Below are 16,754 nucleotides of genomic sequence, written 5' to 3'. Positions count from 1 at the left end.
ATGCAAAAAAGGCTGCGCGCCAACAGGACTGCAGCCTTTTTTGATGGGGTAACCGTCAATCTTCCTTGCGCACCGTGGCCACTTCGTCGGACTTCACGCGGATCTTCGCGCCGGAAATGTCCCGAAACTCATAAAAACCATCGTCGGACTTGGTTTTTGGCATGTCCTGGGTCAAATACTGCGTGCCGTTCTGCAACGTCACCACCGTCGGGGTCGAGCAACCGGCCAATGCCAGCAAAGCCACAGCTGCCATCGGCATAGCCATTTTTCTGAAATTCATACTCAGCGTTCCTCATTCAATTCGACCGATGCCGGTCTTCTAACGCGGTTGGTGCCGAATAGCCCGCAAAAGTTCGATGGACTGGCGAAAAAACCCGAATCGCGGATGCCACTGATCCTTTTCCGTTTGCACCCGGCGGGGCGGAACTGGTATCTGTACGCATAACCAGTATTCGTTCGCCATGGCCCCTTATCACCGTGACTTCCAGCCCCCTAGACGATCCGTTCTATTACCTCAACAACTTCCGGCAAGTGCTTGACTGGCTTGAGCTTCGTTATGCCGATGTGATGAGCGAAACGGAACATGCTTTCATCCGCGACTTCAAGGCACTGCCTCGCGGGTCCCAGGGTTTGCTGGTGCGGATGGTGATGCGCAAGGGCGTGCATTTTCGGGCGGGCAAGCTCAGTTATGCGGAAATTGGCGACATCGCGTTGGCCGCGCAGCCGTTGCTCGATCATGGCTGGCTGGATGAGCAGGCGCTGCTGTCGATGCCGGAGTTGTTCGATCTGTGTTTGAAGGCCGAAGTCCTGCAAGCCTTCGGCCCGGCCATCAACGAACCCAAGGGACGGAAAGTCGACTGGCTGCCGGTCCTGCATGAGCAGTTTCCCGAATCACGCCGCTGGCACGACTGGTGCCCGGCGAATGCAGATCGATTGTTCAGCCTGACGCTGATGGACCTGTGCGACCGGTTTCGCCTGATGTTCTTCGGCAACCTGTATCAGGACTGGTCGGAGTTTGTCCTCGCCGATCTCGGGATCTTCACCTACGAAAAAGTCGAATTCAGCGCCGATTCCCGGGGCCTGCGCAGCCGGGCCGACGTCGATGCCTGCCTGTTCCTGCACGATTGTCAGCAACGTTTCGAAGCGGGCGAGGCGCTTGAGCCGATTGCCGAAAAGCTGAGCGCTTTGCAGTTCGACAACCCGTGGCTGCAACGTCGACTCGGCAAGTTGCTGTTCCAGATCGGCCAGCATTGCGAACGCATCGGAGAGTTTGCCCTGGCCTTGAGCCTGTATCGCGACTGCGCCTACCCCGGCGCGCGGTTGCGGATGATTCGGGTGTTGGAGCGCTGTGGCGAATATGCGCTGGCGCTGGAGCTGGGCACGCTGGCCGAACAGACGCCGGAAAGCGCCGCCGAACAACAGGGCCTGCAACGGGCGCTGCCACGTCTGCGGCGCAAACTCGGCGGGCCGGCGCTCAAACGCGTTGCGCCAAGACAGGTGGAACGGCTGGATCTGCACTTGGAACGGCTCGATCCGGCGCTGTCGGTGGAATATCACGTGCAGGCGCACCTGCATGAAGACGCAGGCCCGGTGCATTACGTGGAAAACAGCCTGATCAATTCACTGTTCGGCCTGTTGTGCTGGCCGGCGATTTTCGCGCCGCTGCCGGGCGCGTTTTTCAATCCGTTCCAGCGTGGGCCGGCAGATTTGCTTCATGAGGATTTTCAGGGCCGTCGGGCCAAACTGTTCGAGGCCTGCCTGGCGGAACTCGACGACGGCCGTTATGCCGACACCATCCGCAGCCGATTTGCCACCAAGTGGGGTATTCAGTCGCCTTTCGTGTTCTGGGGCGCGCTCAATGAAGAACTGCTGGAACAAGCGCTGACCTGCCTGCCGGCCGAACACCTCAAGCACTGGTTCAATCGCCTGTTGCTGGACATCAAGGCCAACCGCGCCGGCATGCCGGACCTGATCCAGTTCTGGCCGCAGCACAAGACCTACCGGATGATCGAAGTCAAAGGCCCCGGCGACCGCTTGCAGGACAACCAGCTGCGCTGGCTGGAGTTCTGCCATACGCACCAGATGCCGGTGGCCGTGTGTTACGTGCAATGGGCGGAGCAGGGCGCTTGAGCTACAGCATTGCGGTGCGGGCGTTGTGCGAGTTCACCGCCAAGTGCGGCGACCTGGACTTGCGCTTCACACCGTCGCCCACCGCGCTGGAAGGCATCGCCGGTCACCGCACCGTCGCCTCGCGGCGCAATGACGCCTATCAGAGCGAAGTCGCGCTGGAAGGTGAATACCGCACGCTCAGGGTCAAGGGCAGGGCGGACGGCTACGATCCGACGCAGAACTGTCTGGAGGAAGTCAAAACCTACCGTGGCGACCTGAGCAAACAACCGGCCAACCACCGCGCGCTGCACTGGGCGCAGGCGAAGATCTACGGTTGGCTGATGTGTTGCCGGTTGCAGCTGGAGCAGATCAATCTGGCGCTGGTGTACTTCGATATCGTCAGCGAAAAGGAAACCTGTCTGGTCGAAGCCTTCAGCGCCGAAACCTTGCGCGGATTCTTCGAACAACAATGTGGCTTGTTCCTGGCATGGGCCGAACAGGAAATGGCCCACCGTGAGGCCCGCAATCACGCGGCGCAGCAGTTGAACTTTCCCCATCCCGAGTTCCGCACCGGCCAGCGTCATCTCGCCGAGTCGGTGTTCAAAGCCGTCAGCACCGGCCGCTGCCTGATGGCCCAGGCCCCCACCGGCATCGGCAAGACCCTCGGCACGCTGTTCCCGATGCTCAAGGCGCTGGCGCCGCAGCAACTGGACAAGGTGTATTTCCTGACCGCCAAGACCCCGGGACGCAAACTGGCACTGGACGCGGCGCAAGTGCTGTTCGATCGCAGCGAAACCCTGCCACTGCGGGTGCTGGAGATGGTCGCCCGGGACAAGGCTTGCGAGCATCCCGACAAGGCCTGTCATGGCGAGTCCTGCCCGTTGGCCCAAGGATTTTACGATCGACTGCCGGCGGCACGTGAAGCCGCCAGCCGATTGCAATTGATGGATCAGGCAGCGCTCCGCGATGTCGCCGCGCAACACTCGGTGTGCCCGTATTACCTGAGCCAGGAAATGGCGCGCTGGGCCGATTTGGTGGTGGCGGACTACAACTATTACTTCGATTTCAGCGCGCTGCTGTTCGGCCTGGCCCAGCTCAATCAATGGAAGGTCGCGGTGCTGGTGGACGAGGCGCACAACCTGGTCGAGCGCGGGCGGCAGATGTACAGCGCCACCCTCGATCAGGCGATCTTCAATGGCGTGCGCAAAACCGCGCCCGAGGCTTTGAAAAAGCCTTTGCAGCGGGTCAACCGTGAATGGAATGCCCTGCACAACGCGCAACTGGCGCCGTATCAGGCTTACGACAAGGCGCCGGAAAAACTCCTGCAAGCGATCACGTCGTGCAGCGCGAGCATCGGCGATTACCTCAACGACCACCCGCAAGGACTCGACAGTAGCTTGCAGAATGTCTACTTCGAAATGCTGCAATTCGGTCGCGTAGCGGAGTTGTTCGACGCGCACTACCTGTTCGACATCAGCAAGCGCGACCTCGACCGCAAACGCCCGTTATCGCAACTGTGCCTACGCAACGTGGTGCCGGCCGCGCTGCTCGGCCCTCGCCTGAAAGCGGCCCGCAGCAGCGTGCTGTTCTCCGCGACCCTCAGCCCGCGCCACTATTACGCCGACTTGCTCGGCACCCCGGCCGACACGGTGTGGATCGACGTTGAATCGCCGTTCAGCGCCGAACAGTTGCAGGTGCGGATCATCAGCCAGATCTCCACCCGATTCACCCATCGTCAGGCGTCGCTCGAACCGATTGTCGAGCTGATCGCCCGCCAGTTTGGCGAGCGCCCGGGCAACTATCTGGCGTTCTTCAGCAGCTTCGATTACCTGCAACAGGTCGCGCAACTGCTCGCCGAACGGCATCCGCACATCACGCTCTGGCAGCAATCGCGGGGCATGGCCGAAGGGCAGCGGCAGGCGTTTCTCGATCAGTTCACGGCGCACAGCCAGGGCATCGGTTTTGCGGTACTCGGCGGCGCGTTCGGCGAAGGCATCGACTTGCCCGGAGCCCGGTTGATCGGTGCCTTCGTCGCCACGCTGGGTCTGGCGCAGCTCAACCCGGTCAATGAACAGATGAAACGGCGCATGGCGGCGATCTTCGGTGCCGGTTATGACTACACCTACCTGTTCCCCGGCGTGCAGAAAGTGGTGCAGGCCGCCGGGCGGGTGATCCGCACCCAGCAGGATCGCGGTGTGGTCATGCTGATCGACGACCGTTTCGCCGAGAGCCGGATCCAACAGTTGTTGCCGCGCTGGTGGCAGCTCGACCATGCAGATGCGCCTTTCCAATCCGCCGGTTTGACGCATACTCCTGTTATTGAAAATCTGCTTTGAGCCAAGCCTGATGAGCGAGAACAAGAAGTCCGCTGCGATCGAAGAAATGCGCTTTCGCCTGCTGATCGATGCCGTGGTCGATTACGCGATCTACATGATCGACCCCAGCGGCATCATCACCAGCTGGAACTCCGGGGCCAAACGCTTCAAGGGTTATGAGGAAGCCGAGATTCTCGGCGAGCACTTTTCGCGGTTCTACACCGATGAAGATCGCGCCGTCGGCATGCCGCAGCGCGCACTGGATACGGCGATCCGCGAAGGGCGGTTCGAAGGTGAAGGCTGGCGGGTGCGCAAGGACGGCACGCACTTCTGGTGCCACGTAGTGATCGACCCGATTTTCAGCCCGAGCGGGCAGTTGCTCGGGTTTGCCAAGATCACCCGCGACCTCACCGACCGCAAGATGGCCGAGGAAACCCTCAAGCAAAGCGAACAGCAGTTCCGGCTGCTGGTGCAGGGCGTCACCGATTACGCGATCTACATGCTCAGCCCGGAAGGCCGCGTGACCAACTGGAACCCCGGCGCGCAGCGGATCAAGGGTTATGCGCCCAATGAAGTCATCGGCAAACACTTCTCGATGTTCTACACCCCGGAAGACCGTGAAATAGGGGAGCCGCAACGCGCCCTGGAAACCGCCGTGCGCGTAGGGCGCTTCGAGAACAAGAGCTGGCGCCTGCGCAAGGACGGCACGCGGTTTCTGGCGCATGTGGTGGTCGATGCGATTCGCGGCGAAACCGGCACGCTGCTCGGCTTTGCCAAGATCACCCGGGACGTGACCGAAGCCCACCAGGCGCAACTGGCACTGGAGCAAACCCGCGAGGCGCTGTTCCAGGCGCAGAAGATGCAGGCCATCGGCCAACTCAGCGGCGGTATCGCCCATGACTTCAACAATCTGCTGACGGTGATCCTCGGTAATCTGGAGATCGTGCGTAAACGTGTCGGCGACGATCCGAAGGTCAGCCGCCTGTTGGAAAACGCCACCCAGGGTGCATTGCGTGGCGTGTCACTGACCCAGCGCATGCTGGCCTTCGCCCGGCGCCAGGAACTCAAGACCGAAGCCGTGGACATTCCGAAACTGGTGCAAGGCATCACCGGCCTGTTGCGCAGTTCACTGGGGCCGGGGATTCGCATCGAAACGCAGTTTCCGGAAAATCTTGAAACGGTGCTGGCCGATACCAACCAGCTCGAACTGGCGGTGCTCAACCTGGCCACCAACGCGCGGGATGCGATGCCCGAGGGCGGCAGTGTGGTCATCGGCGCGCAGCCGCAAGTGGTTCTGGAACAGAGCCAGTCGAGCCTGGCGGCGGGGCGTTATGTCTGCCTGAGCGTGACCGACACCGGCGAAGGCATGGACGACGAGACACTGGCCTCGGCGACCGATCCGTTCTTCACCACCAAAGGCCTGGGCAAGGGCACGGGGCTGGGGTTGTCGATGGTGCACGGCTTCATCGAACAGCTGGGCGGGCGTTTCATTCTTAAAAGCGTGAAGGGGCAGGGGACTTGTGCGGAACTCTGGCTGCCGGTCGCCGTCGACGGGGTGGCGGCCAAACCTCTGAGCCCGAGGCCATCCACGGCGTCAGTGCCGCGACTCAGTGTTCTGGTGGTGGACGATGACAGCCTGGTGCGCACCAGTACCAGCCTGTTGCTGGAGGATCTCGGGCACCGGGTCATCGGCGCGGCATCCGGTGCGCAAGCTCTGGAATTGTTCGACCAAGGGGAAGTCATCGACCTGATGATCACCGACATGGCCATGCCGAAGATGAGCGGTGCGCAACTGGCCCACGCGGTGCGTTTGCTCAAGCCAGACCTGCCGATCATCCTGGCCACCGGTTATGCCGAGCGCCTCGAAGGCTTTGCGGCGGAGTTGCCACGGCTGTCGAAACCGTTCAATCAGATGAATCTGGTGGAGATCATCGCCCAGTCGATGAAATGACAAAAAGAAGCCCGGCCATGAAGGCCGGGCTTTTTTTTTTGCGTCGGTGTCAGGCCTTGCGTTGGGCCAGACTGCGTTCCATCCGCGCGATGCCTTCTTCCAGCAGCGAGCGCGGGCAACCGAAGTTCAGGCGCACGAATTGCTGGCTGTGATCACCGAAATCCAGTCCCGGGCTGAGCCCGACGCGGGCCTGTTCGAGGAAGAATTGCTGCGGATTGTCCAGCCCAAGCGCCGAGCAATCGAGCCACGCCAGATAAGTGCCCTGTGGCACGTTGATCGTCACGCCCGGCAGACGGCTACGAACCGCTTCGACCAGAAAATCACGGTTGGCTTGCAGGTATTGTTTGAGTTCCTTCAGCCACGGGCCGGCCTCGCTGTAGGCCACGCGAGTGGCTTCCATACCCAGCGGATTGACGCTGTCGACCATGCCGCAGCGGGCGTGGTTGACCCGTTCGCGCAGGGCGCTGTCCTGAATGATCATGAACGAGGTCTTGAGGCCGGCAATGTTGTAGGCCTTGCTCGCCGACATCAGGGTGATGGTGCGACGGGCGATCTCCGGGCTCAGGGACGCGGTCGGAATGTGCACGCGACCGTCGTAGCACAACTCGGCATGGATCTCGTCGGAGATGATCCAGGCGTCCTGCGCCACGCAGATGTCCGCGACTGCTTGCAGTTCTTCACGGCCAAAGACCTTGCCGACCGGGTTGTGCGGGTTGCTCAGCAACAGGGCGCCGCCACCGGTCAGGGATTCACGCAAGGCGTCCAGCGGCGTGGCGTAGGTGCCGTTGGCCTGGGCGGTGAATTCCAGCTCGACCCGGTTCAGACCCCAATGGCCCGGCGCGTGACGCAGCGGCGGGTAGTTCGGGGTTTGCACCACGACGTTCTGCTGCGGCTGTACCAACGCTTTGAGCGCCATGTTGAAACCCGACTCGACACCCGGCAGGAACACCAGTTCCTGGGGTTTCACGCGCCAGGCGAATTTGTCCCACAGGTCGGCGACGATGGCTTCGCGCAGGTTGTCCTGGGCCACGCTGTAACCCACCAATGGGTGCAGCAGACGCTGTTGCAGCGCCTCGATGACTACCGGGGGGGCCGCGAAATCCATGTCAGCGACCCACATCGGCAACACGTCGGCCGCATAGCGGCTCCACTTGGTGCTGCCGGTGTTGTGGCGGTCGAATACCTGATCAAAATCGAAAGTCATGCGCGGTCTCTGAAGGCGGAGATGGGTCGTGCCCGCGATGATAAACCTCCATCCCCTATGGGCGCGAACTTGTGACCGATGAATGGCCGACGGTCGGTTTTCACACTGGGCAAGCGCACGTTGTCTAGAGTGAAAGGATCGGCATTTGTCTGCCGCAACCGTGTTTGTCCAGAAAAACCCGGCTCAAGTACCGGGTTCCACCTGATCAGGAGTGCACGATGGATCTCAGCCGTCGTCAGTTCTTCAAGGTCGCCGGTATCGGCCTTGCAGGCTCTAGCCTGGGCGCGTTGGGCATGGCCCCGACGCTGGCCTTCGCCGAGCAGGTGCGCCACTTCAAGCTTGCCCACACCCATGAAACCCGCAACACCTGCCCGTATTGCTCGGTCGGTTGCGGCTTGATCATGTACAGCCAGGGCGATACGGCGAAGAACGTTGCGCAAAACATCATCCATATCGAGGGCGACGCCGACCACCCGGTCAACCGCGGCACGCTGTGCCCGAAAGGCGCGGGTCTTCTGGACTTCATTCACAGCCCCGGCCGCTTGCAGTACCCGCAGGTGCGCAAGCCCGGCAGCAGCGAATGGACCCGGATCACCTGGGACGAAGCGCTCGACCGCGTCGCCGACCTGATGAAGGCCGACCGCGACGCCAATTTCGTCGAGAAGAACGCCCAGGGGCAAACGGTGAATCGCTGGCTGACTACCGGGTTCCTCGCGGCCTCGGCGGCGTCCAACGAAGCGGGCTATATCACCCACAAGGTGGTTCGCAGTCTCGGCATGCTGGGGTTCGATAACCAGGCGCGTGTCTGACACGGCCCGACGGTGGCAAGTCTTGCCCCGACGTACGGCCGTGGAGCCATGACCAACACCTGGACCGATATCGCCAACGCGAATCTGATCCTGGTGATGGGCGGCAACTCCGCAGAAGCGCATCCGTGCGGCTTCAAATGGGTCACCGAAGCCAAGGCGCACAATGCGGCGCGGCTGATTGTGGTCGACCCCAGGTTTACCCGAACCGCGTCCGTGGCCGATTACTACGCGCCGATTCGCACCGGCAGCGACATCGCGTTCATGGGCGGGCTGATCAATTACCTGCTGACCGAGGACAAGATCCAGCACGAGTACGTGCGCAACTACACCGACGTGTCGTTCATCGTCAAAGCCGGGTTCGGCTTCGAGGACGGACTGTTCACCGGTTACGACGCGGCCAAACGCAGCTATACCGACAAATCCAGCTGGGGTTACGAACTGGGCGAGGACGGCTTTGCCAAAGTCGACCCGACCCTGCAGGACCCGCGCTGCGTCTATCAGTTGATGAAGCAGCATTACAGCCGCTACAACATCGACCTAGCGAGCCAGATCTGCGGCATGCCGGTCGATGCGATGCAGAAAATCTGGGAGGAAATCGCCACTTGCTCGACGCCGGGCAAGACCATGACCATTCTCTACGCGCTGGGCTGGACCCAGCACTCGATCGGCTCGCAGATCATCCGCAGCGCGGCAATGGTGCAACTGTTGCTGGGCAACGTCGGCATGCCGGGTGGCGGGGTCAACGCCTTGCGCGGGCACTCGAACATTCAGGGTCTGACGGACCTCGGGTTGCTTTCCAACTCGTTGCCGGGTTACCTGACGCTGCCGACCGACGCCGAACAGGACTACACCGCCTACATCAAAAAACGCACGCAATTGCCGTTGCGGCCGGGGCAGTTGTCCTACTGGCAGAACTACAGCAAGTTCCACGTCAGCCTGATGAAAGCCTGGTACGGCGCCAATGCCACGGCCGAAAACCAGTGGGCCTACGACTACCTGCCGAAACTCGACATTCCCAACTACGACATCCTCAAGGTGTTCGACCTGATGGGGCAAGGCAAGGTCAACGGCTACATGTGCCAGGGCTTCAACCCGATTGCCGCACTGCCGGACAAGAACCGGGTGATGGCGGCGCTGGCCAAACTGAAATGGTTGGTGGTGATGGATCCGCTGGCCACCGAAACCTCGCAGTTCTGGGAAAACGTCGGGCCGTACAACGATGTGAAGAGCGCCGATATCCAGACCGAAGTCATTCGCCTGCCGACCACCTGCTTTGCCGAAGAGGACGGCTCGCTGGTCAACAGCAGCCGCTGGCTGCAATGGCATTGGAAAGGCGCCGACGGCCCGGGCGAGGCGCGCACCGACGTGCGGATCATGACAGAGCTGTTCATGCGCCTGCGTCAGCGTTATCAGACCGAGGGCGGGGCCTATCCCGATCCGATCCTCAAACTGTCCTGGCCGTACAAGATTCCGGAAGAACCGTCGCCGGAAGAAATCGCCAAGGAGGTCAACGGCTACGCCACCACCGATTTCACCGACGCCACGGGCGCGGTGATCAAGGGCAACTCGCAACTGGCGGCGTTCGCCCAGCTCAAGGATGACGGCAGCACGGCTTCCGGTTGCTGGATTTTCTGCGGCAGTTGGACCGAGGCCGGTAACCAGATGGCCCGGCGCGACAATTCCGATCCTTACGGCATGCATCAGCATCAGGGCTGGGCGTGGGCCTGGCCGGCGAACCGGCGGATTCTCTACAACCGCGCCTCGGCGGATGTGTCGGGCAAACCGTGGGACCCGAAAAAACGTCTCGTGTGGTGGAACGGCAAGGCCTGGGGCGGCACCGACGTGCCGGACTACAAGGCCGACGTGCCGCCGGAAGCCGGGATGAACCCGTTCATCATGAACCCCGAAGGCGTGGCGCGGTTCTTCGCCGTCGACAAGATGAACGAAGGGCCATTCCCCGAGCACTACGAGCCGTTCGAAACGCCGATCGGCATCAACCCGCTGCACCCGGACAACAAGAAAGCCACCAGCAACCCGGCGGCGCGGATCTTCGATTCGGTGTGGGACAGCCTCGGCGTGGCCAAGGATTACCCATACGCCGCCACCAGCTATCGGCTGACCGAGCATTTCCACTTCTGGAGCAAACACTGTCGGCTGAATGCGATCGCCCAACCGGAGCAGTTCGTGGAAATCGGTGAAGTGCTGGCGAAAGAGAAGGGCATCGTAGCCGGCGACCGGGTGCGGGTCAGCTGCAAGCGCGGGTTCATTGAAGCGGTGGCGGTGGTGACCAAAAGGATCCGGCCGTTGCAGGTCAACAACCAGGTGGTGCACCAGATCGGCATTCCGCTGCACTGGGGTTTCACCGGCCTGACGCGTCACGGTTACCTGACCAACACCCTGGTGCCGTTCCTCGGCGATGGCAATACCCAGACCCCGGAATCCAAGTCATTCCTGGTCAACGTGGAGAAACTATAAATGGCCAGCCAAGACATCATTGCCCGCTCGGCCACCACAACCCCGGCACCCTCGGTGCGCAATCAGGAGGAAGTCGCCAAGCTGATCGACACCACCAAATGCATCGGCTGCAAGGCCTGCCAGGTCGCGTGCTCGGAATGGAACGAGTTGCGCGACGAGGTTGGCCACAACCACGGCACCTACGACAACCCGCAGGATCTGAGCGCCGAATCGTGGACGTTGATGCGTTTTACCGAGCACGAAACCGACGCTGGCAACCTCGAATGGCTGATCCGCAAGGACGGCTGCATGCACTGCGCCGAGCCTGGTTGTCTGGCGGCGTGCCCGAGCCCGGGGGCGATCATCAAGCACGCCAACGGCATCGTCGACTTCGATCAGGATCACTGCATCGGTTGCGGTTATTGCATCACCGGTTGCCCGTTCAACATTCCGCGCATTTCTCAGAAGGATCACAAGGCCTACAAATGCACCCTGTGTTCTGACCGCGTGGCCGTTGGGCTAGAGCCGGCCTGCGTGAAAACCTGCCCGACCGGGGCGATTGTCTTCGGCTCCAAAGAGGACATGAAGACCCACGCCGCCGAACGCATCGTCGACCTCAAGAGCCGTGGTTTCGACAATGCGGGCCTGTATGACCCGGCAGGCGTCGGCGGCACGCATGTCATGTACGTGCTTCATCATGCCGACACGCCGAAGATCTACGCCGGGCTGCCGGAGAATCCGGCGATCAGTCCTTTGGTAGGTTTGTGGAAAGGCATCAGCAAACCCCTGGGCCTGCTGGCCATGGGGGCGGCGGTGCTGGCCGGGTTCTTCCATTACGTGCGGATCGGCCCGAACCGCACCGAAGAGGATGATCACCCGGAACCGCCCGACACCTCGGTACACGTGATCGACCCGGCGGTGCACACCTTCGATCCACGCGGGGAGGACCGGCCATGAGCAACAAGACGATCCTGCGTTACACCGCCAACCAGCGCACCAACCACTGGCTGGTGGCGATTCTGTTCTTCATGGCCGGGCTTTCGGGGCTGGCGCTGTTTCATCCGTCGATGTTCTGGTTGACCAACCTGTTCGGCGGCGGGCCGTGGACGCGGGTTCTGCACCCGTTCATGGGTGTGCTGATGTTCGTGCTGTTCCTTGGCCTGGTGTTTCGTTTCTGGCGTTCCAACTTCTTCATCGACAACGACTGGAAGTGGCTGCGGCGCATCGACCGGGTGCTAATCAATGACGAAGAGACTGTGCCGCCGGTGGGCAAATACAACGCCGGGCAGAAGATGCTGTTCTGGACTTTACTGCTGTGCATGCTCGGGCTGTTGTTCACGGGGCTGGTGATCTGGCGCGCGTACTTCAGTCATTACTTCGGCATCACCACGATTCGCTGGGCGATGTTGCTGCATGCACTGGCGGGGTTTGTGCTGATCCTGAGCATCATCGTGCACATCTATGCCGGCATCTGGATCAAGGGCTCGGTGGACGCGATGCTGCATGGTTGGGTCAGCCGCGCCTGGGCCAAGAAACATCACGCACTCTGGTATCGCGACGTGGTTTCCAAGGAAACACCGGAGCGACCGGTCACCAAAAAGGGCTGACATTTGCCAACCATTCTTGAACCCGGGGAAATCGAAGCGGCGGCCAGTGCGCCGCCGTTTCTGTATTTGCCGCCGCACAATCTTTTCCTGCTGCGCGCCGAACGTCTGGAACGCTTGGCGGCCGGCCATCCGCTGGCCGACTACCTGCGCCTGATCGCCGGATTGTGTCGCGTGCAGCAGCAGATCCTCGACGATCCGCCCTCGACCGGGCCGATCGATGAGCAACGGATTGAGGTCTGCCGGCAACACGGCATGCCGCCGTTCGCCGCCGATACCTTGATCCGTGAGGACACGTGGCAGGCGTACCTCGACGCCTTGCTACAACGCTACAACGCGCCGGAGCAAACCGCCGTGGCCGAGGCGCTGACAACCCTGCGAGTTGCCAGCGCCGGTCAGTTGCGCGCCTGGGCCGTGGCGCTGGTCAGCGGTCAGTATTCGCTGGTGCCGGCAGCGCTGGTGCCGTTCCTTGGCGCGGCGCTACAAGCGGCCTGGAGCCATTGGCTGTTGAGTGCACCCAATCTGCAACTGGCGCCCGGCAACAGCCTCAGCCAATGCCCGGCCTGCGGATCGCCGGCCATGGCCGGGGTGATCCGCCATCGCGGCAAACACAATGGCTTGCGCTATCTGGTGTGTTCTCTGTGTGCCTGTGAATGGCATGCGGTGCGGGTCAAGTGCGTGTACTGCGAACAGAGCAAAGGGCTGGAATACCTGAGCCTTGAGGATGATCGTCACGCTGCCAATCAGGCGCCGTTGCGGGCGGAGGTCTGCCCGAGTTGCAACAGCTACCTGAAATTGCTGTACCTGGAAAACGATGCGGACGCTGAAGCGCTGTCGGCGGATTTGAGCAGTCTGCTGCTGGACATGCGTCTGGCCCAGGACGGTTATCAGCGATTGGCGCCGAATCTGTTGCTGGCGCCCGGAGACGAATGAACCGAGCGTCTACACTCTGGCGCAACGGCTTTTTATCCGGAGCGCCTGATGCCTGCCAGTGTTGCCCAGCGTTTGCCATCCATCGACAGTCTGTTGCGTCATAGCGCCTTCCAGCCATTGGTCGAACGCCACGGGCGTGAGGCGCTGCTGGCGGCGTTACGCCAGTTGTTGGACGATTTGCGCGAAACAGTGGTGGCGGGGCAGTTGTCCGCCGTTGAAATCAGCCCCGAAGCGCTGGCCGGCAGGGTCGCTGAACGCCTGTCGATACAGCAGCGCAGTCAGGTGCGGCGGGTGTTCAACCTGACCGGTACGGTTTTGCACACCAACCTTGGCCGCGCGCTGCTGCCGGAGGAAGCCATCGAAGCCGTGCAACTGGCGGCGCGTTATCCGTTGAATCTGGAGTTCGACCTGGCCAGCGGCAAGCGTGGCGACCGCGACGATCTGATCGAAGGCCTGATCCGCGAATTGACCGGCGCTGAAGCCGTCACCGTGGTCAACAACAATGCTGCGGCGGTGCTGCTGACGCTCAACAGCCTCGGCGCACGCAAGGAAGGCATCATCTCTCGCGGTGAGCTGATCGAAATCGGCGGCGCCTTTCGCATCCCCGACATCATGGCCCGCGCCGGTGTGCGCCTGCATGAGGTCGGCACCACCAATCGCACCCACGCCCGGGATTACGAAGCGGCGATCAGCCCGCGCAGCGGTTTGATCATGCGCGTGCATGCGAGCAACTACAGCATCGAGGGTTTTACCGCCCGCGTCCCCACCTCCGAGCTGGCCGAACTGGCCCATCGTCATGGTTTGCCGCTGCTCGAAGACCTCGGCAGCGGCAGCCTGCTGGATCTGACCCGCTGGGGTTTGCCAGCGGAGCCGACGGTGCGTCAGGCGCTGCTCGATGGCGCGGATATCGTCACCTTCAGTGGCGACAAACTGCTCGGCGGGCCGCAGGCCGGCGTGATTGTCGGGCGCAAGGAGCTGATCGCGAAAATCAAGAAAAACCCGCTGAAACGCGCCTTGCGGGTCGACAAGATGACGCTGGCGGCGCTGGAAGCGGTGCTCGGGCTCTATCGTGATCCGGATCGCCTGGCTGAGCGTTTGCCGACCTTGCGTCTGCTGACCCGCCCGCAAGATGACATTCTGGCTCAGGCCGAACGCCTGCAACCGGTGTTGACCGGCGTTCTCGGTGAAGGCTGGACCGTCACTGTCGTGGCGGCGCTGGGCATGATCGGCAGCGGCAGCCAACCGGTGGCGCGTTTGCCGAGCGCCGCGTTGTGTGTGCGGCCGCAGGTTTCGAAACGCCTGCGCGGGCGCTCGCTGTTGAATCTGCAGACCGCGTTGCGCGAGTTGCCGATACCGGTGCTGGGGCGGATCGACGATGACGCGCTGTGGCTGGATCTGCGGCAACTCGACGACGAACCGGCGTGGCTGGCGCAGCTCGGGCCGTTGCAGACATGATCGTCGGCACCGCCGGGCACATCGACCACGGCAAGACCTCGCTGCTTCAGGCGCTGACCGGTCAATCCGGCGACCGCCGACCGCAGGAGCGCGAGCGGGGCATGACCATCGACCTGGGTTATCTCTACGCCGAGCTGGCGCCCGGAGCAGGGCTGACCGGTTTCATCGATGTGCCGGGGCACGAGAAATTCACTCACAACATGCTCGCCGGCGCCCAAGGCATTGATCTGGTGTTGCTGGTGGTGGCGGCGGATGACGGCGTGATGCCGCAGACCCGCGAGCATCTGGCGATCGTCGAGTTGCTGGGGATTCCCCGGGCGCTGGTAGCGATCACCAAGGTTGATCGGGTCGAGGCGGGCAGGGTGGTGGAGGTTCGCCAACAAATCGAAGCCCTGTTGGCGCCCGGTCCGTTTGCCGGGGCGCCGATGCTGGCGGTTTCAAGTGTGACGGAAGAGGGTGTCGATGCCCTGCGGCAGGCTTTGTTGCAGGTGCAAAGTGAAGTGTTGAAACGTAGTCGCGAGGGTGGATTTCGTCTGGCCATCGACCGGGCATTCAGCGTGGCCGGTGCCGGGATTGTCGTGACGGGTACGGCGCTGTCGGGAATGGTTGCCGTGGGCGACAAACTGATCCTCGGGCCGCAGGGCAAAACGGTACGGGTGAGGGGGCTGCATGCCCAGAATCAACCCGCAGAACTGGCGTTTGCCGGCCAACGTGTTGCCCTGAACATCAGCGGTGATCGTCTGGAGCTCGGGCACATCCATCGCGGGCAATGGCTGCTCGCCGAAGCACTGTTCGCACCGACTCAACGCCTGGATATCGACTTCCAGTTGCTGCCCGATGAGACGCGCACCTTCGAACACTTTCAACCCGTGCACCTGCACCTCGGCACGCAAGACGTGATTGCCCGTGTGGCGCTCTTGGAAGGCCCACGACTGCTTCCGGGCGAGCGCATGTTTGCGCAATTGCTGACCAATACCCCGGTGCATGGCGTGAAGGGCGACAGACTGATCCTGCGCGACTCGAGTGCCCAGCGCACGCTCGGTGGCGGTCAGTTGCTCGACCCGTTCGCCCCGGCCCGGCAACGGCGCAGCCCTGGGCGTCTGGCGCAATTGCGGGCGCTGGCGATCAGCAGTGATCTTGAACAAGCGTTGCCGACGTTGCTGGAATACAGCGAAAGCGGCATTGATCCGCAGCGTCTGGAGCGTCAGTTCAACCGTCCACGTGAAGGCTGGTTGCTGCCGGACAACGTCCGTCTGATTGAAACCCGTCAGGGGCAGAGGCTGTTCAATGCCCAGCGCTGGGGCATTCTGAAGTTCACGCTGCTGGAGCAACTGGCGCGTTTCCATGAACTGGAACCCGACCAGATGGGCCCCGACCGTGATCGTTTGCGGCGCTTCAGCGGACTGAACATCGAGCATTCCACCTTCATCAGCCTGCTGGAGGAACTGCGCAGCGCCGGCTCACTCACCGCCAGCGGCCCGTGGTTGCACTTGCCGGATCATCAGGTTCGCCTGAGCGCCGACGACGAAAACTTGTGGCAAGCCTTGCAGCCGCTGTTCGAACAGGCCGGCTTCGACCCGCCATGGATACGCGACGTGGCCAAAGCCGTGGGCCAGGACGACGCCACCGTTCGGCTGTTACTGCGCAAACTGGCGCGGCTGGGCGTGATGCATCAGGTGGTGCGGGACCTGTTCTTCACCGACATCACCCTGCGGCAAATGGCGGCTGTGCTGCTGCGTCTGGGTGAAGAAAATCCGCCGATTCAAGTCACGGCGTTCCGCGATGCGCTAGGCTTGGGACGCAAACGCAGTATCCAGATCCTCGAATACTTCGACCGGCTCGGTCTGACCCGGCGTCTCGGCGAGGGCCGGCAGATCCGCTTCGACAACGCGCTGGCCAACCCCGGCGCCGACTGAGTTC

At 62.2% G+C, this 16,754-nt stretch carries 11 protein-coding genes; 9 read left to right on the top strand and 2 right to left on the bottom strand.

Annotated features, from left to right (window positions below; genetic code table 11):
• Nucleotides 1-55 precede the first annotated feature (55 nt).
• Nucleotides 56-280, bottom strand: a complete 225-nt coding sequence (locus tag AC1RR7_RS05915; RefSeq protein ID WP_096820406.1) for a YgdI/YgdR family lipoprotein — start codon at nucleotides 278-280, stop codon at nucleotides 56-58.
• A 197-nt stretch (nucleotides 281-477) separates the two neighbouring features.
• On the opposite strand from AC1RR7_RS05915, the gene AC1RR7_RS05910 reads away from it, so the two are divergent.
• Genes AC1RR7_RS05910 through AC1RR7_RS05900 form a run of 3 tightly spaced genes read left to right on the top strand, consistent with a single transcriptional unit; the run spans nucleotide 478 to nucleotide 6,375 of the window.
• Nucleotides 478-2,130, top strand: coding sequence for a VRR-NUC domain-containing protein (locus AC1RR7_RS05910; RefSeq protein WP_493156629.1), 1,653 nt, complete (start codon nucleotides 478-480; stop codon nucleotides 2,128-2,130).
• A complete protein-coding gene (locus tag AC1RR7_RS05905) occupies nucleotides 2,127-4,445 on the top strand; it encodes an ATP-dependent DNA helicase (protein ID WP_493156627.1) in 2,319 nt (772 codons plus the stop codon). The genes AC1RR7_RS05910 and AC1RR7_RS05905 overlap by 4 nt, the downstream gene beginning before the upstream one ends.
• Nucleotides 4,446-4,455: 10 nt before the next feature.
• A complete protein-coding gene (locus tag AC1RR7_RS05900) occupies nucleotides 4,456-6,375 on the top strand; it encodes a hybrid sensor histidine kinase/response regulator (protein ID WP_493156625.1) in 1,920 nt (639 codons plus the stop codon).
• Nucleotides 6,376-6,424: 49 nt separating this feature from the next.
• Here AC1RR7_RS05900 and AC1RR7_RS05895 read toward each other — a convergent pair whose 3' ends face one another.
• Nucleotides 6,425-7,579, bottom strand: a complete 1,155-nt coding sequence (locus tag AC1RR7_RS05895) for a MalY/PatB family protein (RefSeq protein ID WP_493156623.1) — start codon at nucleotides 7,577-7,579, stop codon at nucleotides 6,425-6,427.
• Nucleotides 7,580-7,797: 218 nt separating this feature from the next.
• On the opposite strand from AC1RR7_RS05895, the gene fdnG reads away from it, so the two are divergent.
• From fdnG to selB, 6 genes are read left to right on the top strand one after another with little or no spacing between them, the layout of a single operon-like run.
• A complete protein-coding gene (fdnG, locus tag AC1RR7_RS05890) occupies nucleotides 7,798-10,863 on the top strand; it encodes a formate dehydrogenase-N subunit alpha (protein WP_493156621.1) in 3,066 nt (1,021 codons plus the stop codon).
• Complete coding sequence (gene fdxH, locus AC1RR7_RS05885) at nucleotides 10,864-11,799, top strand: formate dehydrogenase subunit beta (RefSeq protein ID WP_493156619.1); 936 nt, start codon at nucleotides 10,864-10,866, stop codon at nucleotides 11,797-11,799. It begins immediately after the preceding gene.
• The gene (locus tag AC1RR7_RS05880; RefSeq protein ID WP_192560885.1) at nucleotides 11,796-12,449 is read left to right on the top strand and encodes a formate dehydrogenase subunit gamma; all 654 of its coding nucleotides are present in this window, start codon (nucleotides 11,796-11,798) and stop codon (nucleotides 12,447-12,449) included. The genes fdxH and AC1RR7_RS05880 overlap by 4 nt, the downstream gene beginning before the upstream one ends.
• Nucleotides 12,450-12,452: 3 nt before the next feature.
• Nucleotides 12,453-13,379, top strand: a complete 927-nt coding sequence (fdhE, locus tag AC1RR7_RS05875) for a formate dehydrogenase accessory protein FdhE (protein ID WP_493156617.1) — start codon at nucleotides 12,453-12,455, stop codon at nucleotides 13,377-13,379.
• A 48-nt stretch (nucleotides 13,380-13,427) separates the two neighbouring features.
• Nucleotides 13,428-14,834, top strand: a complete 1,407-nt coding sequence (gene selA, locus AC1RR7_RS05870) for an L-seryl-tRNA(Sec) selenium transferase (protein WP_493156615.1) — start codon at nucleotides 13,428-13,430, stop codon at nucleotides 14,832-14,834.
• Entirely contained in the window at nucleotides 14,831-16,750 is a 1,920-nt protein-coding gene (gene selB, locus AC1RR7_RS05865; protein ID WP_493156983.1) for a selenocysteine-specific translation elongation factor, read from the top strand. Before selA ends, selB begins: the two co-directional genes overlap by 4 nt.
• Nucleotides 16,751-16,754 lie beyond the last annotated feature (4 nt).

Source organism: Pseudomonas sp. GW821-FHT11G12, assembly GCF_058808055.1.
The sequence above is the reverse complement of the archived record's forward strand: the minus strand, read 5'-3'. Positions and strand labels throughout refer to the sequence as shown.